The organism is Kineosporia sp. A_224 (genome assembly GCF_002198655.1).
Lineage (GTDB): Bacteria > Actinomycetota > Actinomycetes > Actinomycetales > Kineosporiaceae > R-H-3.
Genome location: NZ_MWLN01000121.1, coordinates 1 through 23,049, shown reverse-complemented (window position 1 = coordinate 23,049; position 23,049 = coordinate 1). Strand labels below are relative to the sequence as shown.

General features: G+C 74.2%; 20 protein-coding genes. 6 read left to right on the top strand and 14 right to left on the bottom strand.

What is annotated here, in order from left to right; genetic code table 11:
• The first annotated feature begins 21 nt into the window (after positions 1–21).
• Positions 22–1,545: a GMC family oxidoreductase gene (locus tag EDJALFJO_RS10985; protein WP_088285091.1), complete on the top strand. Its 1,524-nt coding sequence runs from the start codon at positions 22–24 to the stop codon at positions 1,543–1,545.
• 59 nt (positions 1,546–1,604) lie between these two features.
• A complete protein-coding gene (locus EDJALFJO_RS10980) occupies positions 1,605–2,741 on the top strand; it encodes a hypothetical protein (protein WP_088285089.1) in 1,137 nt (378 codons plus the stop codon).
• Here the strand turns inward: EDJALFJO_RS10980 and EDJALFJO_RS10975 are convergent.
• The 4 genes from EDJALFJO_RS10975 to EDJALFJO_RS10960 form a co-directional block, all read right to left on the bottom strand.
• On the bottom strand, positions 2,724–3,440 hold the full coding sequence (locus tag EDJALFJO_RS10975; RefSeq protein WP_088285121.1) for a TetR/AcrR family transcriptional regulator: 717 nt from the start codon (positions 3,438–3,440) through the stop codon (positions 2,724–2,726). The two genes, EDJALFJO_RS10980 and EDJALFJO_RS10975, sit on opposite strands and share 18 nt — an antisense overlap.
• Positions 3,441–3,484: 44 nt before the next feature.
• Positions 3,485–4,009 carry a thiol-disulfide oxidoreductase DCC family protein gene (locus EDJALFJO_RS10970; RefSeq protein ID WP_158220390.1) on the bottom strand — a complete coding sequence of 175 codons (525 nt, stop codon included), beginning with the start codon at positions 4,007–4,009 and terminating at the stop codon, positions 3,485–3,487.
• 122 nt (positions 4,010–4,131) lie between these two features.
• Positions 4,132–4,584 carry a hypothetical protein gene (locus tag EDJALFJO_RS10965; protein ID WP_088285085.1) on the bottom strand — a complete coding sequence of 151 codons (453 nt, stop codon included), beginning with the start codon at positions 4,582–4,584 and terminating at the stop codon, positions 4,132–4,134.
• Positions 4,581–4,988, bottom strand: coding sequence for a hypothetical protein (locus tag EDJALFJO_RS10960; protein WP_088285083.1), 408 nt, complete (start codon positions 4,986–4,988; stop codon positions 4,581–4,583). Before EDJALFJO_RS10960 ends, EDJALFJO_RS10965 begins: the two co-directional genes overlap by 4 nt.
• 117 nt (positions 4,989–5,105) lie before the next feature.
• Between EDJALFJO_RS10960 and EDJALFJO_RS10955 the strand changes: the two genes are divergently transcribed.
• Positions 5,106–5,795 carry an HAD family hydrolase gene (locus tag EDJALFJO_RS10955; protein WP_088285081.1) on the top strand — a complete coding sequence of 230 codons (690 nt, stop codon included), beginning with the start codon at positions 5,106–5,108 and terminating at the stop codon, positions 5,793–5,795.
• A 72-nt stretch (positions 5,796–5,867) separates the two neighbouring features.
• On the opposite strand, the gene EDJALFJO_RS10950 is transcribed toward EDJALFJO_RS10955, so the two are convergent.
• Together EDJALFJO_RS10950 and EDJALFJO_RS10945 are read right to left on the bottom strand one after the other, a co-directional pair.
• Positions 5,868–7,022 carry an aspartate-semialdehyde dehydrogenase gene (locus EDJALFJO_RS10950; protein ID WP_198950198.1) on the bottom strand — a complete coding sequence of 385 codons (1,155 nt, stop codon included), beginning with the start codon at positions 7,020–7,022 and terminating at the stop codon, positions 5,868–5,870.
• Positions 7,019–8,344: an aspartate kinase gene (locus EDJALFJO_RS10945; protein WP_088285079.1), complete on the bottom strand. Its 1,326-nt coding sequence runs from the start codon at positions 8,342–8,344 to the stop codon at positions 7,019–7,021. The genes EDJALFJO_RS10950 and EDJALFJO_RS10945 overlap by 4 nt, the downstream gene beginning before the upstream one ends.
• A 303-nt stretch (positions 8,345–8,647) precedes the next feature.
• Between EDJALFJO_RS10945 and EDJALFJO_RS10940 the strand changes: the two genes are divergently transcribed.
• Both EDJALFJO_RS10940 and EDJALFJO_RS10935 read left to right on the top strand, forming a co-directional pair.
• The gene (locus EDJALFJO_RS10940; RefSeq protein ID WP_088285077.1) at positions 8,648–9,580 is read left to right on the top strand and encodes an ABC transporter ATP-binding protein; all 933 of its coding nucleotides are present in this window, start codon (positions 8,648–8,650) and stop codon (positions 9,578–9,580) included.
• A complete protein-coding gene (locus tag EDJALFJO_RS10935; RefSeq protein WP_088285075.1) occupies positions 9,577–10,812 on the top strand; it encodes an ABC transporter permease in 1,236 nt (411 codons plus the stop codon). The genes EDJALFJO_RS10940 and EDJALFJO_RS10935 overlap by 4 nt, the downstream gene beginning before the upstream one ends.
• Before the next feature lie 84 nt (positions 10,813–10,896).
• Here the strand turns inward: EDJALFJO_RS10935 and EDJALFJO_RS10930 are convergent, their stop codons facing one another.
• The 7 genes from EDJALFJO_RS10930 to EDJALFJO_RS10900 all read right to left on the bottom strand — a co-directional run bounded on the left by EDJALFJO_RS10930 (position 10,897) and on the right by EDJALFJO_RS10900 (position 19,942).
• Positions 10,897–11,418 carry a VOC family protein gene (locus EDJALFJO_RS10930; protein ID WP_088285073.1) on the bottom strand — a complete coding sequence of 174 codons (522 nt, stop codon included), beginning with the start codon at positions 11,416–11,418 and terminating at the stop codon, positions 10,897–10,899.
• A 490-nt stretch (positions 11,419–11,908) separates the two neighbouring features.
• Entirely contained in the window at positions 11,909–15,604 is a 3,696-nt protein-coding gene (locus EDJALFJO_RS10925) for a tetratricopeptide repeat protein (protein ID WP_088285071.1), read from the bottom strand.
• A gap of 39 nt (positions 15,605–15,643) precedes the next feature.
• The gene (locus EDJALFJO_RS10920; protein ID WP_088285069.1) at positions 15,644–16,267 is read right to left on the bottom strand and encodes a DUF5063 domain-containing protein; all 624 of its coding nucleotides are present in this window, start codon (positions 16,265–16,267) and stop codon (positions 15,644–15,646) included.
• Positions 16,260–16,859 (bottom strand): recombination mediator RecR, encoded by a 600-nt coding sequence (recR, locus tag EDJALFJO_RS10915; protein ID WP_088285067.1) that lies wholly within the window; start codon positions 16,857–16,859, stop codon positions 16,260–16,262. The genes EDJALFJO_RS10920 and recR overlap by 8 nt, the downstream gene beginning before the upstream one ends.
• A gap of 193 nt (positions 16,860–17,052) precedes the next feature.
• On the bottom strand, positions 17,053–17,679 hold the full coding sequence (locus EDJALFJO_RS10910) for a TetR/AcrR family transcriptional regulator (protein WP_088285065.1): 627 nt from the start codon (positions 17,677–17,679) through the stop codon (positions 17,053–17,055).
• A complete protein-coding gene (locus EDJALFJO_RS10905) occupies positions 17,661–19,295 on the bottom strand; it encodes a class I adenylate-forming enzyme family protein (RefSeq protein WP_088285063.1) in 1,635 nt (544 codons plus the stop codon). The genes EDJALFJO_RS10910 and EDJALFJO_RS10905 overlap by 19 nt, the downstream gene beginning before the upstream one ends.
• Positions 19,292–19,942, bottom strand: a complete 651-nt coding sequence (locus EDJALFJO_RS10900; protein ID WP_088285061.1) for a nitroreductase family protein — start codon at positions 19,940–19,942, stop codon at positions 19,292–19,294. Before EDJALFJO_RS10900 ends, EDJALFJO_RS10905 begins: the two co-directional genes overlap by 4 nt.
• A 202-nt stretch (positions 19,943–20,144) precedes the next feature.
• Between EDJALFJO_RS10900 and EDJALFJO_RS10895 the strand changes: the two genes are divergently transcribed.
• Positions 20,145–22,049 (top strand): NAD(P)/FAD-dependent oxidoreductase, encoded by a 1,905-nt coding sequence (locus tag EDJALFJO_RS10895; RefSeq protein ID WP_088285059.1) that lies wholly within the window; start codon positions 20,145–20,147, stop codon positions 22,047–22,049.
• Between the two features lie 25 nt (positions 22,050–22,074).
• On the opposite strand, the gene EDJALFJO_RS10890 is transcribed toward EDJALFJO_RS10895, so the two are convergent.
• On the bottom strand, positions 22,075–22,944 hold the full coding sequence (locus tag EDJALFJO_RS10890) for a serine hydrolase (RefSeq protein ID WP_198950197.1): 870 nt from the start codon (positions 22,942–22,944) through the stop codon (positions 22,075–22,077).
• Positions 22,945–23,049: the final 105 nt, after the last annotated feature.

The following is a 23,049-nucleotide window of genomic DNA, read 5'->3' as shown; positions in this document are numbered from 1 at the left end:
CGGCCGCGCTACGGTCCAGGGATGAGCAGCGGACCGGCCACGTCCCCGGACGACCCGGACGTCGACACCGACGTCGTCGTGCTGGGCGGCGGCAGCGCGGGGGCCGTCGTGGCGGCCCGGCTGGCCGAGCAGGGCGTGGACGTCGTCCTGGTCGAGGCGGGCCCGGACTACGGGCCCCTGTCCGGGGGCCGCTGGCCGGCCGAGATCCTCGGTGCGGCCATGCTCGCGACCACGCACGACTGGGGCTACGGGTCCGGCCCCGTCCCGGGCAGGGCACCGTGGACGTTCGAGCGGGCGCGGATCATCGGCGGCTGCTCGGCCCACAACGGTGCGATCGCCGCGGTCGGTCACCGGTCGGACTACGACGCCTGGGGGCTGCCCCTGTGGCGCACCGATGCGCTGCGCCCGACCTTCGCCGCCGTCCTGGACCGGATGCGTGTGCGCACCTACACCCGCCAGGAGGCCGGCCCGTTCCACGCCCGCTGCCTGGAGGCTGCGGTCAGCGCCGGCTGGCCGGTGGACGCCGCGACGTTCGCCGGCGACCTGTGCGACCTGGACGCGGGCGACGGCTTCGGGCTCGAGACCGTGAACGTCGCCGACGGGGTCCGGTGGAACACGGCCTTCGCCTACCTGGACCCGGTGCGCTCCGGCAGCAGCCTGCGGATCCTCGACGAGACGCTCGTCGACCGGCTCGACGTCTCGCCCTCGCACGTCGCCGTCCACGCCCGTCGGGGCGGCGAGGCGGTCCGGGTGAGCGCGCAGACCGCGGTCCTGGCCGGCGGCGTGTACGGCACCCCGGCGATCCTGCAGCGCTCCGGCATCGGTGACCCGGCGGACCTGCGCGCCGCCGGCATCGCACCGAGGCACGATCTCCCGGCGGTCGGCCGGCACCTGCACGACCACCCGATGGTCAACGCGGGGCGCGCGCTCGGCCCGGCGATGCGCGACTGGCTCGACGAGGCGGCCCGGGCCGGGTTCGTCCCCGAGGAGCAGACGCTCGGCAAGGCCCGGTCGTCGCTGGCCGCCGACGGGGTCTACGACCTGCACGTGTTCCCGGTCTGCGCGTCGACCCAGACCCAGCTGACCCAGGGACGCGCCCTCGTCGAGGTCGCGTGCATGACCCCGCGCAGCCGCGGCCGCCTGCACGTCGTCGGCCCGGATCCCCTGGTGGCGCCCCGGATCGACCACGGCTACCTGACGGACGCCGACGGGCACGACCTCGCGGTGCTGCGTGACGGTCTGCGCCTCGCCGAGACGCTGCTGGACCAACCGGCCCTGAGCGGTGCCCTCGTCAGCGAGGGCCCGCGGGACCTCGGCGACGCCGCGCTGCGCCGCGACGTCCAGCACTACTACCACCCGGTGGGCACCGCACGGATGGGCGCCGACCCGGCGACGTCGGTGTGCGACGAGCGCGGCCGCGTGCACGGCCTGGAGCGGCTCGTCGTGGCCGACGCGTCGGCGATGCCGACCGTCCCGCGGGCCAACACGAACATCCCGACGATCGTCGTCGCCGAACGGATCGCCGCGATGCTCGCGGCGGGCTGACGGCACCTTCGTGATCACGGCGCGACCGCGCCGTGACCGCGGCCGCCTAGCCTCCCGGTATGGCGACGGGCACGGACAGCGGCGCCGGCGCGGCGACAGCCCCGCCGGACGACGACCTCTGGGTCGACGGCGCCGGTGTCTGGTGGCCTCAGCGGTCCCCGGACGGTGCGCGACCGTTCCTGCACAGCAGGTCCGAGCGGGTGCTGGGCCGCGTGCTCGTCGGGATCGGCATCGTCAGCCTGGTCCTGTCGCCGGTGCTGCTCGTCGTGGGCTTCCTCTCGGTGTACGAGGCCGGCATGGGCGGTACCCCGCCGGCCCCGTGGTGGTCCGTCTGGGTCATCTCCGCCTTCTGGGCCAGCGTCCCGACGGGCGCCGTCCTCTGGCCGCTCGGTGCCTGGATCAGCTGGCGGACCCGCACGCCACGGACCCGTCGCGGCGGCCTCGAGTGGGTCTGGAGCGCACCCGCCACCTGGCCGGCGGCCGACGCGGGCTGGACGCCGCCGCCGGGCTGGGCGCCAGACCCCGGCTGGCCCACGCCGCCGCCCGGGTGGCGGGGCTGGTCGGTCCGGGACGCCGTCCCGGTCGCGCGGGGCTCCGCGGCCGGACGGCGACCCGGCGGGTCGGCAGGGGCCGTCGCCGCCCGGCCCACGGTCACCCTGGTCCCCGACCCCTCCGGCCAGGACTGGGTGCACGACGGCGCGCTGTTCTGGCCGGTCCGGTCGGTCGACGGTCAGCGTCGCTTCGACGGGCGCCGGTGGCGGATGACCCCGGCAGCACGCGCGCACGTCGGCTTCTGGGTCGTCTGGCTGTGCGCCGCCGTCCTCGTGCTGGAGATCCTTCCGGCCGTCCTGCTGCGCCGGTCCGTGTCGAGGGCCGTGGAGGCCGGCGGGGTCGGCGTGACGTACACGCCGACCGTCCTGGACCGGTTCCCCGGTCTGTTCTACGGCGTCGTCCTCGCCGGGCTCATCGGGCTCGGGCTCGCGCTGCGGGCCGCGGGGCGACCGCCGTTCGGCCCGGTCCGGGGCAGGGCCTGGACGTGGGCTCCGCCACCCGGCTGGCCGGTGCCGCCGGTCGGCTTCCGCCCGTGGCCGGGCTGGCGGCCCGACCCCCGCTGGCCCGCACCGCCCGTCGAGTGGCGCGGGTGGACGCTCGGGCCGGCGCAGGGCCCGGGCGGGCGGTCAGGCGGTACGGCGTAGGTCCTGCGCGAGGTCGAGCACCTCGTGGACGACGGGCCGCAGCGGCCGCAGCCGGGAGAGCCGGACGAGCCGGTCTACGAGGGGGACGGCGCGGCGCGCGAGGTCGACGGTGCGGCGCTGGTTCTCGCTGCGGTCGTGCACCCAGAAGAGCACGAGCCCCATGTGCGCCAGCCACAGCAGCTCGGGGAGCTCGGCCATGAGGCGCTCGTCCGCCTTGAGGTCGCTGCCGCGCACGACCTGGGCCATGAGCTCGACGGACGCGTCCCGGGCCGCGGCGCTCTCCGTGCTGAACGGCGACAGCGGGCTCTCCGGCTGGGACGCGACGGAGAAGAACTTGCCCGCGAACGGGTGGTAGGGCCGGGCGACGTCGACGAAGGCCTCGACCGTCGCGAGGAGCCGGTAGGCGAAGACGGTCGCCCCGGCGAGCCGGACCTCCGCCTCCTCGCGGTGCAGCACCTGGACCCGGTCGTAGAAGCCCTGGACCAGGTGCTCCTTGGAGTCGAAGTAGTAGTAGGCGCTGCCCAGGCTCACCCCGGCCTCGGCCGCGACGGCGCGCATCGTCGTCCGCTCGTAGCCGCGCTCCTCGAACAGCCGCAGGGCCGCCTCGACGATCCGCTGCCGGGTCTGGTCGCCGCGGGCGGTGGCCGACCCGGCCGGGGCGTCGTCGGCGGCCTCGGGGGTGACGCGGTCCTCCGGCACGATGCTCACGGTAGCCGTCCGCGCGGCGGAGCGACGGTCGGCGGTCACCGCCGCACCTCGAGCACGGGGGCACGGTGCCCGGACGGCCCGTGGTCGATCCGGCAGGCGCCCGCCTCGTCACCCGCGCAGTCCGGCGGGCGCGGGGTCCGGGTCGTCATCGCCGCCACCGACAGGACGACGGCCCGCGCGCGTGGGCGCCAGGCGGGCTCGGCGAGCCGCTCGGACAGGCCACGGAACCGGGCCGTGGCCCACAGGCACATGATCCAGGCGGACTCCGCCGTCCAGACCTCGCCCCGCTCGGAGACGACGGTGACCTCCTGGGCGGTCCGGTCGTGGTCGAGGAACGGGAACGCGCGCCAGGCCTCGGCCGAGCGCATCGGGACGAAGACGAGCGGGACGAGCAGCTCCCGGCGCTCCAGCCAGCCCCGGACCCAGCGGCACAGCGGGCAGCCGTCGTCGTACAGGACGGTCAGCCAGCGTGCGGCCGGCACCGCGGACCCGAGAGCCCCCTCCGCTCCCGGGGCCGACGGCACCGGCTGCGCCCCGGGAGCCACCCCGGAGCTGGACATCCCTGTCGGGGACGCCCCTTCCATCGCTGCAGCGATCTGCATTGTTACACCCCGCTCATGACTGGCTACCAATGGTTGAGGATTTCGCCGGCAGTCCGCGGGACAGGTCGGCACAGAGCAGGTCAGGCCGGACGAGCGACCGGCCCGGGGCCACCCGGCATGCCCGGACCGGGATACCCGGGGACCGGCGTCCACGCCGCCGGCGGGACCGGCGGGACCGGGTTGCGCTCGGCGAGCCGGCGGCGGCGCACCCGGGAGAGCACGAGGACGTTGCCGAGGTGGAGCGCCCCGAGCACGAGCAGCACGCCGCCCACCTTCGTCGACAGCAGCTCGACGGCGGACCGCGCGGTGCCGATGCCGTCCGACGTCCGCAGGGCGAACGCCACGTACCCGAGGTTGAGCAGGTAGAACCCGATGACGAGGAGTCGGTTGACCGCCCTGGCCAGGTCCTCGTGCCCGTCGAAGACGTCGAGGAGGAACACCTCCCCGTACCGCTGGAGGGTCCGGGCGACCCACACGACGAGCGCCACCCCGATGACGGCGTACCCGAGGTACGCCCAGACGACCGGGCTCATGACAGACCTCCCCCGCCCGGCGCCGATGGCCCGGGCCTCGTGACGACGGGCACCCCGGCGGGGCGCCCGGTACTGCCTGCGACGCGCCGGCCGCGGGACGACCAGGCCCCGAGCCACCGGACGAGCAGGACGTTCGCGACGGCGACCCCCGCGAAGAGCAGGACGAACAGCGTCGTGACCGGCCACATCGGGCGGTCCGCCCCGGTCTGCGCGAGGTCCCAGACCGACGCGCCGAGGACGTAGACGACCGGGAGCAGGGGCACGAGCGCCGGCAGCAGGAGCAGGAGCATGACGCCCTCGGGGAACCAGGTGAGCACCTGGCCGGGGTCGTGGAACGACGCCGCGGCCAGCACTGCGACCACCCCGACGTAGACCGTCGCGACCGCTCTCCCAGGACCCGTCATGGCCCCTCCTCCGTTTGAACGTGTTCAGTTGAACGTGTTCAGGACGAAGGTAGCCGCACTCCTGAACATGTTCAAGAGCCGGTGGCCGCCCGCCACGCCGCGGGCTAGGGTCGCCTCGTGGAGCACCCGCGCGCCTGGTTGGTCGACGTCTACGACACCGTGCTCAGCGTCGACTTCGGCGCCGTCGTCCGGGAGGGTGCCCGGCGGGTCGGCGTCGACCCGCTGCGCTTCATGGCGGCGTCCCGGGCCGAGGACGGCGGCGCGATGGTCTCGCCGACCGGGATGGCGGACGCCGTCCCGAGGATCCTTCGGCGCTGCGGGGTCGATCCGGCCGACGGGCTCGCCGAGAGCCTCCTCGCGGCGTACCCGGCGCTCATGCGGGAGCACTGCACGATGCACAAGGACGCCGTCGACTTCCTGCACCGGCTGCGCGCCGCCGGGACACCGACGGCCTTCGTCAGCAACTGCGCCGAGGACACCCGCCCGCTGCTCGCCGACCTGGGCCTCGACCGGCTCGTCGACGTCCTCGTCCTGTCGTGCGAGCTACGCGCCGCCAAGCCGGCCCCGGCGATCTACGCCCACGCGCTCGCGGCGCTCGCGGCGCTCGACGTCCCCGCGGAGCGTGCGGTGATGCTCGACGACCAGGCCCGATACTGCCAGGGGGCGGTGGAGGCCGGGCTGTCCGCCGTGCGGATCGTGCGGCCCGCCGCCGGCCACGACGGCTCGCCCGACCCGGCCCACCCCCTGCTGGTCGGGCACCCCGCGCACATCCCCGTCGTCGCGACCTGCGCCTCTCTCGAGCCCTGACCCGCCCCGGACGCACCGCGGGCCGGCACCCCGCCAGGGGTACCGGCCCGCGAAGGCGTTGTCGCAGAACGGTCAGGCCTCGTCGGCCCCGTTGTCGTCGAGGTCCGCCGGGCCGCGGCCCGTGAGCTCGGCCGCGACGAGCTCGGCGATCTGCGCGGTGTTGAGCGCCGCCCCCTTGCGGAGGTTGTCGCCGCACACGAACAGGTCGAGCGTGTTCGGGAAGTCGAGCGCCTGGCGGATCCGGCCGACGAACGTCGGGTCCGAGCCGACGACGTCCGCCGGGGTCGGGAACTCGGCGTTCGCCGGGTCGTCGACGACGACGACGCTCGGCGCCTCGACGAGCGCGCGGCGCGCGTCGTCGACGCTGATCGGCTTCTGGAACGTCGCGTGGACGGCGAGCGAGTGGGTCGTCACGACCGGCACCCGGACGCACGTCGCGGAGACCCGCAGGTCCGGGATCCCGAGGATCTTGCGGGACTCGTTGCGGACCTTGAGCTCCTCGCTGCTCCAGCCGCCGTCCTTGAGCGAGCCCGCCCACGGGACGACGTTCATCGCCAGCGGCGCGGGGAACGGCGAGGGGCCGTCGCCGAGCTTGTCGGCGATCGCCTGCCGGACGTCGCCCGTCGCGGAGCCGAGCGAGCGGTCCGCGGCGACGACCTCGAGCTCGTCGTGGAGCCGGTCGACGCCGGGCTGGCCGGCCCCGGACGCCGCCTGGTACGACGCGACGACGAGCTCGGTGAGGCCCCACTGCGAGTGCAGGGCGCCGAGGGCGTCCATCATCGTCAGCGTCGTGCAGTTCGGGTTGCTGATGATCCCCTTGGGCCGGTTGCGGATCGCGGCCGGGTTGACCTCGGGGACGACGAGCGGCACGTCCGGGTCCATCCGGAAGGCGCCCGAGTTGTCGACGACGACCGCGCCGCGGGACGCCGCGACCGGCCCCCACTCGGCGGAGATCTCGTCGGGCACGTCGAACATCGCGACGTCGACGCCGTCGAAGACCTCGGGCGCCAGGGCGACGACCTCGACCTCCTCGCCGCGCACCGTGAGCCGCTTGCCCGCCGAGCGGGCCGACGCGACGAGACGGATCTCGCCCCAGACGTCCTCGCGCGTCGACAGGATCCCGAGCATCACGGTGCCGACGGCGCCCGTGGCGCCGACGACGGCGAGCGTGGGCTTGCGGCCCTCGATCCGGCTGGCCTGCCGGCTGGTCTGCTGCTGGTCGGTCATCGACCGGTCCCTCCGTAGACGACGGCCTCGACCTGCTCGCTGTCGAGTCCGAACGCGGTGTGGACGGCGCGCACGGCCGTGTCGACGTCCTCCGCACGGGTCACGACGGAGATCCGGATCTCCGACGTGCTGATCATCTCGATGTTCACGCCGGTCGCCGCGAGCGCCGCGAAGAAGCGGGCCGAGACGCCGGGGTGGCTGCGCATGCCGGCCCCGATGAGCGAGACCTTGCCGATCTGGTCGTCGTACTGCAGCGAGTCGAAGCCGACGTCGGCCTTGGCCTTCTCGAGCGCCTTGATCGCCGTCTTGCCGTCCGTCTTCGGCAGCGTGAACGACACGTCCGTGAGGCCGGTGGCGGCCGCGGACACGTTCTGCACGATCATGTCCAGGTTGATCTCGGCGGCCGCGAGGGCCTCGAAGATCGCCGCCGCCTTGCCCGGCTTGTCGGGCACCCCGACGACGGTGATCTTGGCCTCGCTGCGGTCGTGCGCGACGCCCGAGATGATCGCCTGCTCCATCTGCTCTCCCTGCTCGTCGGCGCCACGGACGCCGGAGTTCGTGGACCGCTTCGCCGCGGCCAGCGTGCCGGGGTCGGCCGTCACCCAGGTACCGGTTTTCGTGCTGAACGACGACCGGACGTGCACCGTAACGCCGTACCGGCGGGCGTACTCGACGCAGCGCAGGTGCAGCACCTTCGCGCCGGACGCGGCCATCTCGAGCATCTCCTCGTAGGAGATCGCGTCGATCTTGCGGGCCGTCGGCACGATCCGCGGGTCGGCGGTGAAGACGCCGTCGACGTCGGTGTAGATCTCGCAGACGTCAGCGCCCATCGCCGCGGCGAGCGCGACGGCGGTCGTGTCGGAGGCGCCGCGGCCGAGCGTCGTGATGTCCTTCGTGGACTGGCTCACGCCCTGGAAGCCGGCGATGATCGCGATGTCGCCCTCGGCGAGCGCGGAGGTGATCCGGCTCGGGGTGATGTCGATGATCCGCGCGTCGCCGTGCTGCTCGGTCGTGATGACGCCGGCCTGGCTGCCGGTGAACGACCGGGCCTGGACGCCGAGCTGCATGGTCGCCATCGCGAGCAGGGCGGCGCTCATCCGCTCGCCCGCCGTGAGGAGCATGTCGAGCTCGCGCGGCGGCGGCGTCGGCGTCACCTGGCCGGCGAGGTCGAGCAGGTCGTCCGTCGTGTCGCCCATCGCGGAGACGATGACGACGACGTCGTTGCCGGCCTTCTTCGTGTCGACGACGCGGCGGGCGACGCGCTTGATGCCGTCGGCGTCCGCGACGGAGGATCCTCCGTACTTCTGCACGACAAGGGCCACGACGGCTCTCCTGGGTTGCTGGTGGGTGCTGGCGACGGGTGCCGGCGGGCTCACCGGTCCAGGGGCCGAGTCTATCGACCCCTCCGCCGCGCTCCCCCGCCCGTCCGGCGTGCAAGACCTCCGCCGCACGAGCACCCGGGCGCAGGATGTGGAGGTCTCGTGCAACCTCACCGGTGACCTTTGCGTCCCTGGGTCGGCGGCACCGGAGAACTGACAGCATGATCCGTGGCCGCGAGTCACCCGTACGGGTGACGGCCACGTCCGGGCGGGGAGCCACGGACGACGTCGAGTGGGGGTTGTCGCATGACGGAACCGACCGTCCCGCGCGCCGGCATCACGGCCCGCGGTGTCCGGCGCACGTTCGGTGACGTCGTCGCCGTGGACCACATCGACCTCGACGCCCCGCCGGGCAAGGTCACCGCGCTCGTCGGCCCGAACGGCTCGGGCAAGACCACCCTGCTGCTCGTCCTCGCCTCGCTGCTCGTGCCGGACGCCGGCCAGGTGAGCATCGCCGGCTTCGACCCGGTGACCCAGCCCCGCGCCGTCCGCGCCCGGACCGGCTGGATGCCCGACGTCTTCGGCACGTGGGAGTCCCTGACCTGCCGCGAGGTGCTGCTCACGGTGGCCGACGCGTTCGCCCTGCCCCGCGCCGCCGCGGCGGCCCGGGTCGACCACCTCCTCGAGCTGGTCCACCTCGCGGACCTGCGGGACCGCCCGACGCAGGTCCTGTCCCGCGGGCAGAAGCAGCGCCTGGGCCTGGCCCGGGCGCTCGTCCACGACCCGGACGTCGTCCTGCTCGACGAGCCCGCGTCCGGCCTCGACCCGCGCTCGCGGATCGAGCTGCGCGGCATCGTCCGCGGGCTCGCCGCCGAGGGCCGGACCGTGCTCGTGTCGAGCCACGTGCTCGCCGAGCTCGACGAGATGGCCGACCGGGCCGTCATCGTCGCGCGCGGCCGCACCGTGGCCGTCGAGGAGGTCGCCGCCGCCGCGCAGGCCCGCCGCACCTGGCGGGTCCGGGCGCTCGACCTCGGCGTCCTGCTCGCCGCCCTCGACGCCCGCCGGACCCCGCACCCGCCGCCGGACCGGGACGGCGTCGAGGTCGAGCTCGGCTCCGACGTCGAGGCCGCCGAGCTGCTCGCAGCCCTCGTCCGCGACGGCGTCCCCGTCGTCGAGCTCGCGCCGGCCTCCGGCGTCCTCGAGCAGGCCTACCTCGCCCTCACGGAGGACCGGCGATGAGCGACGACTCCCTCACCTCGGCCGCGGCCCCCCGCCCGGACGACGCGGCGCACGCACCCGCGCCCGGTGGCGCAGGTCTCCTGCTCGCCGCACGACCATTGCCGGACGGCACCGGTCCGGGCACGTGGCACCTCGGCTGGGCCGGCGTCCGCACCGTCGCCGTTCTCGAGCTGCGGCAACGGATCCGCTCGACCCGCTGGACAGCCGTCCTCGCGCTGTGGACCGGAGTCCTCGCCCTGCTGACGATCCTCGTCCGCTGGGCCGTGCACCGGATCTACGACGCGAGCTTCGAGGGCGAGGGCCTCGCGCCGGGTGCCGACGAGGCCGCGGCCCGGCTCGCGGACCAGGTCGCCGGCCGGCTCACGTTCGGGATCATCGTCTTCCTCGTGCTCTCCCTCGCCGGGCTCGTCTCCCCCGCCCTCTCGGCGACGAGCATCAACGGCGACCGGCAGGCCGGCGTCCTCGCGACGCTGCAGACGACGCTGCTCAGCCCCGCGCAGATCGTCGTCGGCAAGCTCCTCGCCGCCTGGGCGACCGGCCTCGCGCTGCTCGCGGCCGCCGTCCCGTTCATCGGCTGGATCTACCTCGACGGCGGCACCCCCTTCGGCCGGCTCGCCGTCGTCCTTGCGGTGCTCGCCCTGACGATCCTCGTCGTCTGCGCGGTCGGCCTCGGCTGGTCGGCGATCACGGCGCGGACGTCGTCCAGCGCCGTCCTGACCTACCTCACCGTCGCGTTCCTCGGCCCGGGCCTGCCGCTGCTCTTCGCGCTGTCGGTGCCGCTCGTCACGGAGAACACGTCGGTCGCGGTGCGCCAGCAGGTCTACACCGCCGAGGGCGCCCCGACCGGGTGCCGGGTCACGCAGGAGGAGCGGACCATCACATACACCAACCGCTCCTGGTGGCTGCTCGCCGCGTCGCCCTACGTCGTCGTCGCGGATGCCTCGCCGAAGCCATTGACGGAGAACGGGTCCGACGACCCGATGACGCTCATCCGGGACAGCGTCCGCGAGGCCCGGCTCGGCCCGAGGTTCCCGCTCGAGGAGTGCTACGAGGACCTGGCGCGCTCGCAGCAGTACGACAGGGAACGCCAGGCGCAGCGCGAGTCCCTCCGCGCGACGTGGCCCTACGGCCTCGCCGCGGACCTGGTCCTCGGCGGTCTGTTCGTCGTGGTCGCCGTCCGCCGCCTGCGCACCCCGACCCGCCGCCTCCCCACCGGCACCCGCGTCGCCTGACCGCCCTCCTCCCCGCCGCAGTTACTAGCGCGTATGACCCAGTTAGTGGGTCATACGCGCTAGTAACTCGAGGGTGGGTGGGGGTCAGTCTTCTTCGTCCAGCTGCTTGCCGGCGAAGTAGAGCAGGGGGTCGGACAGGAGCTCGACCTGGATGCCGTCGGGGTCCTTGAAGTACATCGACTCCGGGATGCCCTGCGCCGGGCCGAAGTACTCGATGCCGGCGGCGTCGAGCTTGCCCTGCAGGTACTCCCAGTTCGAGCGCTCGACGGAGATCGCGATGTGCTGGACCGTGCCGATCGCCTCGACGCCGGGCTGCAGGCCCAGGCCGGGGAAGTCGAAGAAGCCGAGCAGCGTCGCGTTGCCGAGGTCGAAGAAGAAGTGCGACGACCCGGGGTAGTCCCGGTTCTCGGTGAGCTCGACCAGCGGGAACTCGAGCAGGCCCTGGTAGAAGGCGATCGTCTGCTCGACGTCGGAGCAGATGAGCGCCGCGTGGTGGATGCCGCGGGCCCGTGACGCCGGGCGCTGCGCCACCGGCACGACGTACTTCGCCTTGAGGTCCTCGCGACGGGAACGGATCGCGACGAGCTCCTCGTCGGTGGGCGGCATGACCTCTCCTCGGGTAGTTGAAATCCGTACTAGTTTGCGGTGTCACCACTGTACGACGGACGCCGCCCGGTGGCGAGGCAGCCCGTGAGGGCACGTCGTCCACGGGTGTTTGCTCTGCCCTCACCAGCGAGCCACGCGTTCTGCGCCCTGCCTTGCTCTGCCATCAGGAGCGAGCCAGGAACGTGCCTGCGCAGGCGGGCCGGCGACCACAACGCAACCACAAGTGCCGTCCCGGCGCCGGGACAGCCCAGGACCGCGACTTCTGGTTGCGTTGTGGCGGGCGTCCGCGCTGTCCGCGCCACAGCGTCGTCGTTGCTTCGCGACACTCCGGGCCGGGACCGGCGAGTTGCCGGGCAACGTCGACGGTGTGGTGCGACGGCAGGCCGGTCGCGTGCGGCCGCCCGAGGTCCCTCGGTCGACGTCGGACGGCGGCACCCTCACGAGTGAGGGCAGAGCACAGCACCCGGCGGTCGCCCCGGGGCGCGGGCCGTCAGCGGCAGACGGCGACCGCGAGGTCCGCGGCGGCGGCAAGCGTCAGCGCCCGACCGGCGGCGAGGAGCGGCTCGTCGTCCGGGGCGGCGGGCGTGAGCACCTCGGCCAGTCCCGTCTCGTCACTCGGCGAGCGGGGCGACCCGATCTCGGCGCGCAGGGTCTCGGCGGCGCCGAGCAGGCGGAGCGCGTCGGGTCGGGCGCCGAGACGGGCGGCGGTGACGGCCACGTCCTCGAGCAGGATCGCCAGGGCCCAGCGGTCGTCCCAGCGCAGGTAGGCCTCCAGGGCGCGGGCGTAGCCGGCACGGGCACCGTCGAGGTCGCCGAGGCCGCGCAGCGCGTTCCCGAGGTTGTTGTGCGCGATGGCGACCATCCAGGCGTCACCGACCTCGAGGTTGAGGCGCATCGCCTCGGTGAAACGGGCCTTCGCGTCGACGAAGTCCTCGGTGAGCAGGGCGATCATGCCGAGGTTGTTCTGCGAGACGCCGATCGCCCAGCGGTCGCCGACCTGGGTGCGCAGCGCGAGGGCCTGCTCGTTGAGGGAGCGGGCGCCGGCGTAGTCGCCGGTGTACTCGGCGATGACGCCGAGGTTGCTGAGCAGCGCGGCGGCCTGCGCCCGGTCCCCGAGCCGTTCCCGGACGGCGAGGCTCGCCTCGTAGTGCGCCCGGGCGTCGTCGTAGCGACCCTGTTGGGCGGCGAGGGTCCCGCGCAGGTGGAGCACCCGGCCGAGGCCGACCTCGTCGGCGAGCGCCGTGAACGCGTCGGCCGCGTGCGCGAGCCGGGCCTCGGCGTCCGCGAACCGGCCCTGCTTGCGGGCGACCTCGGCGAGCGCGACGTCCGCCCAACCGGTCGCCGCTCGGTCGCCGGACCCGTCGGCGAACGCCCGTGCCCGGGCGTAGGCGTGCTCCGCGTCGTCCCAGGCCGCGGTGAGCTCGAGCACCTGGCCGAGGGCCAGCAGCACCGGACCGCGCGCGCCGTCGTCGTCGAGCAGCGGGAGCACCGCCCGGTAGTGCTCGATCGCCGTCGAGTTGGCGTACCGGGCCTGCGCCGCCGCACCCGCCGCGAGCAGGGCCGAGCGCTTCTTCGCGTCGTCCCCGCCGCGCGCGTAGTGGTACGCGACGAGGTCGAGGAGCTGACCACCGGCCGTGGACGCCGCCGCGGCGACGTGGTCGCCGGCCCGCTCGTGGAGCCGGGTGCGGACGCCGTGCGGCATCGACTCGTAGGCGACGTCCCGGACGATGACGTGCCGGAAGGCGTGCAGCCGGGTCGCGGCGTCGTCGAGCGTGAGCAGGTCGACCTCGCGCAGGACGTCGAGGTCGGCGTCGACGCCGGCCCGGTCGCCGAGGTCGGGGTGGACGGCGTGCAGCGCGGCCCCGGTGAACGAGCGGCCGACGACGCTCGCGACCTTGGCCGTCGTCCGCGGCCCCTCGGCGAGGGTGTCGATCCGGGAGAGGACGAGCGCGGCGAGGCTCTCGGGCATGTCGAGGGTCTCGACGTCGACGCCGGTGAAGCGGCCGTCGGCGCGCTCGAGCAGGTACGTGACGAGCTCCTCGACGTAGAACGGGTTGCCCGCGCTGCGCCCGACGACCCGCTCGACGAGCACCTCCGGGACGTCCCCGGCGTCCGGCGTCCGGGCCCGGACGAGCGACCGCACCAGCGCCGCGACGACCTCGTCGTCGAGCGCCCCGAGCTCGAGGGCCCGGCGGTGCGCCAGTACCTCGAGCCCGGTCCCCGGCTCGCCGGCGCCGGCCGGCCGGTAGGCCACGACGACGAGCAGCGGCACCGCCGCGGCCGCCTGCGCGAGCACGGTGAGCAGGTCCCGGGAGAGCGGGTCCATCCAGTGGCTGTCCTCGACGACGAGCGCGAGCGGCGCGGTCGAGGCCCGGTGCGCGACGACGCGGACGGCGAGGTCCTCGAGCGACGTCTTGCGCAGCTTGGCGTCGAAGCCCCGGGTCAGGTCGCTGTCCGGCAGGGCGAGGTCGAGCAGCGCGCCGAGCAGCGGCAGCCGGGAGACGAGGCCCGGGTCGACGGACTCCAGCCGGGCCCGCAGCGCGGAGCTCACCGCGGGCAGGTCGTCGGGGTCGAGACCACCGAGCCCGAGCAGGTCCCACCAGACGTCGCGCCATGCCGCGTAGCTCGTGCCGGCGCCGAACGACGGGCTCTCCCCGACGTGGACGGCGACCCCGCTGCGGGACAGCACCCGCACCATCTCCGCGACCAGCCGGGACTTGCCCATGCCGGCCTCGGCGACGATCTCGAGCACCCGCCCAGAGCCGGCGACGACGTCCTCGACGACCTCCGTGACGACCGCCAGCTCGCGGACCCGGCCGACCATCGGCTCGGTGAACCGGACGGCGAGCCGCGCCGCGAGCCCGGTGCCGCCGGCCCGGACGTCCTCGAGGGCGTGCGCCTGGATCGCCGCGCTCTTGCCCTTGACCGCGAGCGGGGCGAGCCGGCGCCACGCGAACCGGTCCTCGGCCGCCCGGTGCACCCGGCCGTCGACGATGATCTCGCCGGCCGCAGCGGCGGACATGAGCCGGGCCGCGACGTTCACGGCGTCCCCGAGGCAGCAGAACGTGCGCCGGGTCGGGTGCCCGTACGTGCCGCTGCGCAGCCGGCCGGTCGCGATCCCGATCCGCAGGTCGGTCGCGCTCGTCCGGCCCTCGAGCGCCCGCAGCTCGAGCGCCGCGGCGCAGGCCCGCGCGGCGTCGTCCTCGTGGGCGAGCGGGGAGCCGAACACGGCGTAGAGGTAGGCGCCCTTGTCGCCGAGCGTCAGCTGCAGGGTGCTGCCGCCGTACGCGTCGACGACCCGCTGGGCCTCCATGACGAACTCGTCGAGCTTGGCGTGCGCCGACGGGTCGGTGTCGTAGTCGATCCCGCCGAAGGACACGAAGAGCGGGACGGCGGGCCGCAGCTCGGCGAGGAACTCGCCTCGGCCGGACCGCATCCGCTCGTAGACCTGGGGCAGCAGCCACTGCCGGACGACGTGCTCGGGCAGGTCCGGGGGCGGCTCCCACGGCATCGGGGCGGGTCGCGGCACGCGCAGGCCGCGGAGCACCCCGACCCGCCGTCCGGTCGCGTCGCCGGGCAGGTGCACGTCGCCCGTCAGGTCGGCAGGGAGCACGTCGACGTCGGCCCGGTCGCCGAGGGCGTCGAGCGCCGACGCGTCGAGGGTCACCGTTCCCGTGGTCGCGCGTCGCTCGGCCGCGGCGAGGTGGTCGACGAGCCGGCCGGCGAGGACGTCGACGAGCTGCACCCGGTGGTCGCCGACGACGAGCCGGCGGGCCTCCCCCACCGCGACGGCGACCTTCATCGCGAGGTCGACGGCGGTGCCGGACGGCGTGACGACCCGGCCGACGTCCGCCATCGCCTCCTGCATGGCGAGGCCGCACGCGACCGCCCGCAGACCGTCGTCCCCGTCGAGCCAGCACGTGACGGCGTCCCCGCTGAAGGAGATGACGTCCCCGCCGTGCGCGTGCAGCCGCGAGAGCAGGGCCTCGAAGACCGCCCCGAGCACGGTGCTCAGCTCGTCGGCGCCCCGCCGCGGCCCGAGCTCGCGGGCCAGGGTCTCGGTGAGCGGCGTGAAGCCGGAGATGTCGGCGAACAGCGCCGCACCCCGCACCCGCGTGGGCAGCTCGACCCCGGACGCGATCGCCCGGCGACGGTCGGCGGCGATGAACGCCTGCGGGTCGTCCACGCCCGGTCTCCCAGTGTCCGCGCCCGCGGGCTCAGGCGGTCAGCTGACGTGCAGCGCCTCGAACTCGGCATCCGCCACGGTGTCCGGGTCGGCGTCGAGCCGCAGGTGCGCGAGCACCGTCTGGAGAACGCGCAGCGCGCTCGTCGCGCGGACGCCCCACGTCGACAGGTACGAGTACTGCCACCACCACAGCGCCTCGTCGATGCGACCGGCACGGTAGTGCTTGAGGCCGTGCGCGAGCTCGGTCGCGACGTCCGCGAGGTCGTCGACGAGGCTCGCCCGGACGACCTCGTGGTTCGTCAGCGGGTCAACGACGTCGGCGTAGTCGTCGAGGCCGTGGAAGAGGTTCGCGAGGTTCTGCCGCACCGGGTCGACGTCCGGGTCGGGGCCGGCGTCAGGCTCGAAGCGCTCGCTCGGGACGACGTCGCTGATCGCGCCGAGCCGGGCGCCCGCGACCGAGGTCTGCGAGAGCGCCAGCAGCAGGACCGGGATCGCGGTGTCCGGCGCGGAGCCGGCGGCGACCTCGGTCAGGGCGTCCAGGTAGGCCTGCGCGTCGGCCGCGGTCTCGTCGGCGAGACGGCGCAGCTCCTGCCGCTCGGCGGCGTTCTCCACCGAGACGGCGAGGCCGTCGGTGACGGGTGTTTCGGTGCTCCGGTCAGACATCCAGAAGTCTCCTCCCCTCGAAGGCCCGGCCCAGTGTCAGCTCGTCGGCGTACTCGAGGTCCCCCCCGACGGGCAGCCCGGACGCGAGCCGCGTGATCCTGACGCCCATCGGCTTGAGCCAACGGGCGAGGTACGTCGCCGTCGCCTCCCCTTCGAGGTTCGGGTCCGTCGCGATGATGATCTCCGTGACGTCACCCGACGCGAGGCGCTGGACGAGCTCCTTGATACGAAGATCGTCCGGGCCGACACCCTCGATGGGGCTGATCGCCCCGCCGAGCACGTGGTACCGGCCGCGGAACTCGCGGGTCTTCTCGATCGCGACGACGTCCTTCGGCTCCTCGACCACGCACAGCACGGAGAGGTCCCGCCGCGGGTCGCGGCAGATCCGGCACTGCTGGTCGGCCGACACGTTCCCGCAGACGTCGCAGAAGCGCACCTTCTCGGTGACCTCCGTGAGCGCCGACACGAGACGGCGGATGTCCGCCGGGTCGGAGGCGAGCAGATGGAAGGCGATCCGCTGGGCACTCTTCGGACCGACCCCGGGCAGCCGCCCGAGCTCGTCGATGAGGTCCTGGACCACGCCTTCGTACACATCGGGCAGCCTACGTGACCCCGCGGACATCGGCGCCGCCCGAACCACGTGATCCGAGCCTTACCTGCGAAAGGTCCGAACGCCCGAGGCGGACGCCGTCCCGCCCGTCGCGCTCCTGCGTCCCGCCCGTCGCGCTCCTGCGTCCCGCCCGTCGCGCTCCTGCGTCGCGCTCGCCCGTCGTGCTCGGCCGTGCTCAGGCGCCGTCCGGCAGCCGCCCGCCGAGCAGCCCCTCGACCGCGAGCCGGACGTAGGTGCCGGCAAGGTCCTCCGCGGCCAGCGGACCGTCGGGCCGGTACCAGGAGCTCGTGCCGTTGAGCATGTCGAGCAGGGCGAGGGTCACGAGCCGGACGTCGGCCACGTGCAGCTCGCCGGCGCGCACCCCCGCGGCGACCGTGTCGGCGACCCGGCGCTGGTAGTACCGCCGGTGCCCGTCGACGACGGCCCGGTGCTCCGGGGTGAGGGCCGCGAGCTCGTGCCGGCCGACGAGGTGCTCGACCTGCCGCTCGACGAGGTGGAGCAGGTGCCCGCGGACCAGCCGGGTGAGCCGCTCGGTCGGCGTCCCGGCCTCGTCGAGCACCGGCAGCGTCCGCTCGACGGGCTCCTCGCTCACCGTCAGGCAGATCGCGAAGAGGATCTCCTCCTTCGACGCGTAGTGGTGGTAGAGGCTCGCGCCGCGGATGCCCAGGGCGTCGGCGATCTCCCGCATACCGATCTCGTGGTAGCCGTCCGACGCGAAGAGCCGGGCGGCGGCGGAGACGATCTGCTCCGTCGTCACCCGGCCCCGGGCGCCCGACCGCTCCGTCAGCCGGCCGGCGTCCACGACGGGTCGCGCAGCGTGCGCTTGAGGATCTTGCCCTGCGGGTCGACCGGGAACTCCGGGACGACGTGCACGGCCTTGGGCACCTTGTAGCCGGCGAGCCGCTCCCGGCAGAAGTCGAGCACCGCCGCGGTGTCGACGTCGGCGTCCGGCTTCGGGATGACGAACGCCGTCACCGCCTCGGACCAGTACTCGTCCGCGCGGCCGACGACCGCCGCCCGCAGCACGGCCGGGTGCTGCATGAGGGCGCGCTCGACCTCCTGCGAGGACACGTTCATCCCGCCGGACTTGATGACGTCCTTGATCCGGTCGTGGAAGAAGAGGTTGCCCTCGGCGTCCCGCCGGACCATGTCCCCGGTGTGCACCCAGCCGTCGCGGAAGACCTCGGCGGTGCGCTCGGGGTCCTTGTAGTAGCCGAGCATCGCCGAGGGGCTGCGGCACCAGAGCTCGCCGAGGTCGGCGTCCTGCCCGTCGAGGCCGACGACGCGGACCTCGAGGTGCGTCACCGGCTTGCCGATCCACGTCGGGTCGCCGTCCGGGATGTCGTCGAGCGTGCGGAACCAGCCGACGGTGCCGAGCTGGGAGAGCTCGGACTGCCCCCAGTAGGTGCCCCACACGACGTCCGGCGAGGCCTTCGCCCACGCGTCGATCGTGCTCGGGGTCATCTGGCCGCCGTACGTCATGCAGCGCTTGACGGTGCCGACGGCGTCGGGCCCGAAGTCCGGGTGCTGCGCGAGCGCCATGTAGAAGGTCGGCGTCTGGGCGATGACGGTGACGCCCTCCTCGCGGACGATCCGCAGCGCCGACTCCGGGTCGACCGCGGCGGGGAGCACGAGGGTCGCGCCCATCATCGTCAGCGTCGTCATCGAGCCGAGACCGGCGATCGTGAAGAACGGCATGACGAACAGCCACACGTCGTCCGGGCCGGTCCGCAGCCCCCACGACCACGCGGGCGCGGTCGAGGTGAGGTAGTTGCGGTGCGGCACGAGCACGCCCTTCGGCGCCGCCTCGGTGCCGCTGGTGTACACGAGCATCGCGACGTCGAGCTCGTCGACCTCGGCGTCCGGCTCGGTCGCCGGGGCCGCCGCGACGAGGTCGGCCCACGAGAGCCAGCCCGGTGCGAGGTCGCCGCCCGCCGCACCCGTCGGGCCGCCGTCCAGGTCGAGGCAGCGCACCGGCAGGCCCTCGGCCGCCGCCGCGCCGCCGGGCACGAGGTCGTGCGTCGCGACGAGCACGGCCGGCTCGGCGTGCTCGAGCTGCGCGCGCACCTCGTGCGGCTTGAGCAGCGGGCTGACGACGGTGAACGTCGCCCCGACCTTGAGCGCGCCGTAGTAGACCGCGACGACGTCGACCCGGTTGCGCGAGAGCATCGCGACCCGGTCGCCGCGGGCGACGCCCTGCCCGAGGAGCACGTGCGCGGCCCGGTTCGCCATCGCGTCGAGCTCGCCGTACGTGACCGCCGTCCGCGCGCCGTCCGCGCCGAAGGCCACGAACGCGACCTTGGCGGGCTGGTTCGCGGCGTGCCGGCGGAGCTGGTCGCCCAGCGTCGAGCGGCCGAGGGCGGCGCGGTAGTGCTCGGGCAGGGCTCCGTTCGACGCAGCGGACGACACCGCCGTCATCCGGCCGTGCTCGCGTACATCGGCGACCCGAAGGTCTCCAGGTGCACGATGTCCTCGACCGGGGAGCGGGTCAGCTTGGTCGGGAAGCCCTTGGCGGGGTAGCCGACGGCGATGTGCGCGGCGGTGATGAAGCCCTCGGGGATCTCGAGCAGCTCGGTGACCGCGGGCTCGGACAGGCACAGCAGCGTCGTCACGGCGGTCGCGACGCCCTGGTCGCGCAGTGCGAGGCAGAGGTTCTGCATCGTCGGGTAGATCGAGCAGCCGCCGACGACGGACAGCCGCCCGAGCTCGGTGTCGGTCGGGTGCAGGCCGCCGACCTCGGCGCAGACGACGATGATCGCCGGGACCTTGTGCAGGTTCTCGGCGAAGTCGTCGGCCGCCTGGACCGTCTTGTCGAGCGCACCGACGTTGATGTCGCCGGTGGAGATGGCCGCGAGGTAGCCCTTCCACGGCGGGAGGTAGAGGTCGGCGAGCGCCTTCTTGCGCGCGGGGTCGCGGACGACGACGTAGCGCACGGGCTGCCGGTTGCCGCCCTGCGGGCCGAACCGGGCGGCGTCGAAGGCGGTGTAGAGCACCTCGTCGGGCACCGGGTCGTCGGAGAAGTACCGGCACGTGCCGGTGGTCCGCATGGCGTCGATCAGCTCCATTGCTGCTCCGTCCTAGCCGTGGTTAGGGTTCGTCAGCGACAGCATGGTGTGACCTAGGTCTCTGGTCAAGAGGTGCTTCGGCTGGGATACGCAGGGGTCTTGGCTCCGAGCGGTCCGCACGTCTACCGTGACCTAACAGCCGTTACACCCTGGTCTGCCCGCCGCGCCTCGGCGAGGACCATCCGAACCGACGGGACGGCGCATGACCCTCCTGGACACGCCCGCGGCCCCGGTCGACGCCGACCGGCTCGCCGCAGCGCTCGAGCACGCGAACATCCCGACGCTCGTCGTCGTGCTGCACCAGCTCACCGGCGACCGGCGCTGGCTCGCTGCGCCGTACCGGCCGCAGCGCGGGCGCGGCATGGACGACAACGCCTCCGGCGGGCTCCCGGACGACGTGCAGGGGCAGATCCGGGCCGCGGCGCTCGAGGCGGTGCTCGCGTGGTCGCACGGGCGGCCGGCCGCCGTCCCCGCGCCGCGCGGCGACGCGCTCGTCGAGCTGCTCGAGGTCGCGCAGGGCGAGCCCGTCCCGCCGGAGTTCGAGCCGATGCTCGCCGAGCTGCTGGGGTTCGCGCCGGCGCCCGAGCACGGGCAGGTCGCCGGGGCGGCCGGTTTCAGCGCGCTCGTCGTCGGGGCCGGGGTCTCCGGGATGCTCGCGGCGCTGCGGCTGCGGGCCCTCGGCGTCACGGTGACGGTGCTCGAGAAGAACGACGACGTCGGCGGCACCTGGCTGGAGAACCGCTACCCCGGCGCGGGCGTCGACACCCCGAGCCACCTCTACTCGTACTCGTTCTTCGACCACGACTGGGCGACGTACTTCGGCCGGCAGCCCGAGGTCGAGCAGTACCTGCGGGACTTCGCCGACGCCAACGACCTGCGCGGGCTCGTACGCTTCGGCACCGAGGTGGCGTCGTCCGGCTGGGACGACGCGGCACAGGAGTGGGTCGTCACGACGACGACCGGCGAGACGTTCCGGGCGAACGCCGTCGTGAGCGCCGTCGGGCAGCTGAACCGGCCACGGGTGCCGGTCATCGAGGGCATGGAGTCGTTCTCCGGCAGGGTGTTCCACTCGGCACTGTGGCCGGACGACGTCGACCTCGCCGGCCGGCGGGTCGTCGCCATCGGCACCGGTGCGAGCGCGATGCAGATCGTGCCGGCGGTCGTGGACGACGTCGCGCACCTCACGGTGTTCCAGCGGTCGCCGCAGTGGGTCGCGCCGAACTCGGACATCTTCCGGCGGTTCCCGGACGAGGCGCACTGGCTCATGCGCACCGTGCCGCTGTACCGCGACTGGTACCGGGCCCGGCTCGCCTGGACCTTCAACGACAAGGTGCACCGTTCGCTGCAGCGCGACCCTGCGTGGACCGAGCCGGCCCGGTCGGTCAACGCCGAGAACGACGCCCACAGAAGGGTTTTCACCCGCTACCTCGAGGCGGAGCTCGCCGACCGGCCGGACCTGCTCGCGAAGTGCCTGCCCGGCTACCCGCCCTTCGGCAAGCGGATGCTGCTCGACAACGGCTGGTTCGCGGCGCTGCGCCGCGAGCACGTCGACCTCGTCGCCGAGGAGGTCCTGCGGTTCACGCCGTCCGGGGTCGAGAGCGCGGGCGCCCACGTCGACGCGGACGTCGTCATCCTCTGCACGGGGTTCCAGGCGCACGAGTTCCTCGGGCCGTGGCAGGTCCGCGGCCGGTCGGGGCGCACCGTGCGCGAGCAGTGGGGGCCGGACGACGCGACCGCCTACCTCGGCGTCACGGTGCCGGACCTGCCGAACTTCTTCATGCTCATCGGCCCGAACACCGCGCTCGGGCACGGCGGCAGCATGATCACGATCGCGGAGTTCCAGGCGGAGTACGTCGTCCGGCTCGTGGAACGGATGCTCGGCGAGGGCATCACGTCGGTCGAGCCACGGGCGGAGGTCGCGCGGGAGTACACCGAGCGGGTGGACGCCGCCCACGGCGCGATGATCTGGACCCACCCCGGGATGACGAACTGGTACCGCAACCCGGCCGGCCGGGTCGTCTCGACCTTGCCGTGGCGGATCGTCGACTACCGGGAGATGATCCGCGAGCCCGACCTGGGCGACTTCCTCGTGCGCCGGGCGGACTGAGCCTGCTCGGGCCGGGCCGCAGGGGTCAGCGGGCGCCGTCGAGGACGCCGACGAGCGCGTCGCACAGCGGCGGCCACGCCTGCATCCCCCACGGCCCGAACCCCTGCTGCGTCAGGCACGCGACGGCGACGCCGCGGGTCGGGTCGACCCAGAGGAACGAGCCGCTGCCGCCGAAGTGGCCGAACGTGAGCGGCGAGACCCGGGTGCCGGCCCAGTGCCCGGGCCGGCCGAAGTTGCGCTCGAACCCCAGGCCCCAGTCGCACGGGTCGAACCGGCCGACGCCCGGGACGATGCCCGCCAGACCCGGGTAGGCGACCTCGACGAACCCGGTGAGGGTCGACGGGTGCAGCACCGCGGGGGCCAGCAGCTCGCGGCCGAAGGCCGCGAGGTCGGTGACCGTGCTGTGGAAGCCGAAGGCGGGCGAGCCCTGGGGGGTCGTCGCGGCGAGCCCGAGGGGTTCGAGGACGGCCTCGGTGAGGTACTCGGCGAAGGGGACGCCGCTGGCCGCCGCGAGGTGGGCGGCGGCCTCCTCGATGCCGCGGTTGGAGTACACCCGGCGGGTCGCCGGTGCGCAGACGACCGGGGCGTCGCTCTCGAAGCCGTAGCCGGCGGTGTGCGCGAGCAGGTGCCGCAGGGTTGCTCCCGGCGGCCCGGCCGGGTCGTCGAGGGTGACGGCCTCCTCCTCGACGGCGACCCCGATCGCGTACGCGGTGAGCAGCTTGCTCACCGACGCGACCCGGGAGGGCTCGTCGACGGCGCCGCGGGACGCGAGCACCCCGTGCGCGTCGGTGACGACGACACCGGCGGCGGGGACCTCCCAGCCGTCGATCGCGGAGAGCACGCCCGCGAGGGACGAGGCGAGCGCCGGGCGGTCGCCGGGCGCGATGCCGGTCACCGGCGGCTCACTCCTCGCGCTCGTCGATGAGCTTGCCCCCGAGGAGCTGCTCGACGACGGGCGCACCGACGAGCGAGGAGCCCTCGACGTCGGCGTCGTCGAAGC

Coding starts and splice junctions, on each gene's coding strand:
- EDJALFJO_RS10985 (WP_088285091.1), top strand. CDS start 22: ATGAGCAGCGGACCGGCCACGTCCCCGGACGACCCGGACGTCGACACC.
- EDJALFJO_RS10980 (WP_088285089.1), top strand. CDS start 1,605: ATGGCGACGGGCACGGACAGCGGCGCCGGCGCGGCGACAGCCCCGCCG.
- EDJALFJO_RS10970 (WP_158220390.1), bottom strand. CDS start 4,009: ATGTCCAGCTCCGGGGTGGCTCCCGGGGCGCAGCCGGTGCCGTCGGCC.
- EDJALFJO_RS10965 (WP_088285085.1), bottom strand. CDS start 4,584: ATGAGCCCGGTCGTCTGGGCGTACCTCGGGTACGCCGTCATCGGGGTG.
- EDJALFJO_RS10960 (WP_088285083.1), bottom strand. CDS start 4,988: ATGACGGGTCCTGGGAGAGCGGTCGCGACGGTCTACGTCGGGGTGGTC.
- EDJALFJO_RS10950 (WP_198950198.1), bottom strand. CDS start 7,022: ATGACCGACCAGCAGCAGACCAGCCGGCAGGCCAGCCGGATCGAGGGC.
- EDJALFJO_RS10940 (WP_088285077.1), top strand. CDS start 8,648: ATGACGGAACCGACCGTCCCGCGCGCCGGCATCACGGCCCGCGGTGTC.
- EDJALFJO_RS10935 (WP_088285075.1), top strand. CDS start 9,577: ATGAGCGACGACTCCCTCACCTCGGCCGCGGCCCCCCGCCCGGACGAC.
- EDJALFJO_RS10930 (WP_088285073.1), bottom strand. CDS start 11,418: ATGCCGCCCACCGACGAGGAGCTCGTCGCGATCCGTTCCCGTCGCGAG.
- EDJALFJO_RS10920 (WP_088285069.1), bottom strand. CDS start 16,267: ATGTCTGACCGGAGCACCGAAACACCCGTCACCGACGGCCTCGCCGTC.
- EDJALFJO_RS10905 (WP_088285063.1), bottom strand. CDS start 19,295: ATGACGGCGGTGTCGTCCGCTGCGTCGAACGGAGCCCTGCCCGAGCAC.
- EDJALFJO_RS10900 (WP_088285061.1), bottom strand. CDS start 19,942: ATGGAGCTGATCGACGCCATGCGGACCACCGGCACGTGCCGGTACTTC.
- EDJALFJO_RS10895 (WP_088285059.1), top strand. CDS start 20,145: ATGACCCTCCTGGACACGCCCGCGGCCCCGGTCGACGCCGACCGGCTC.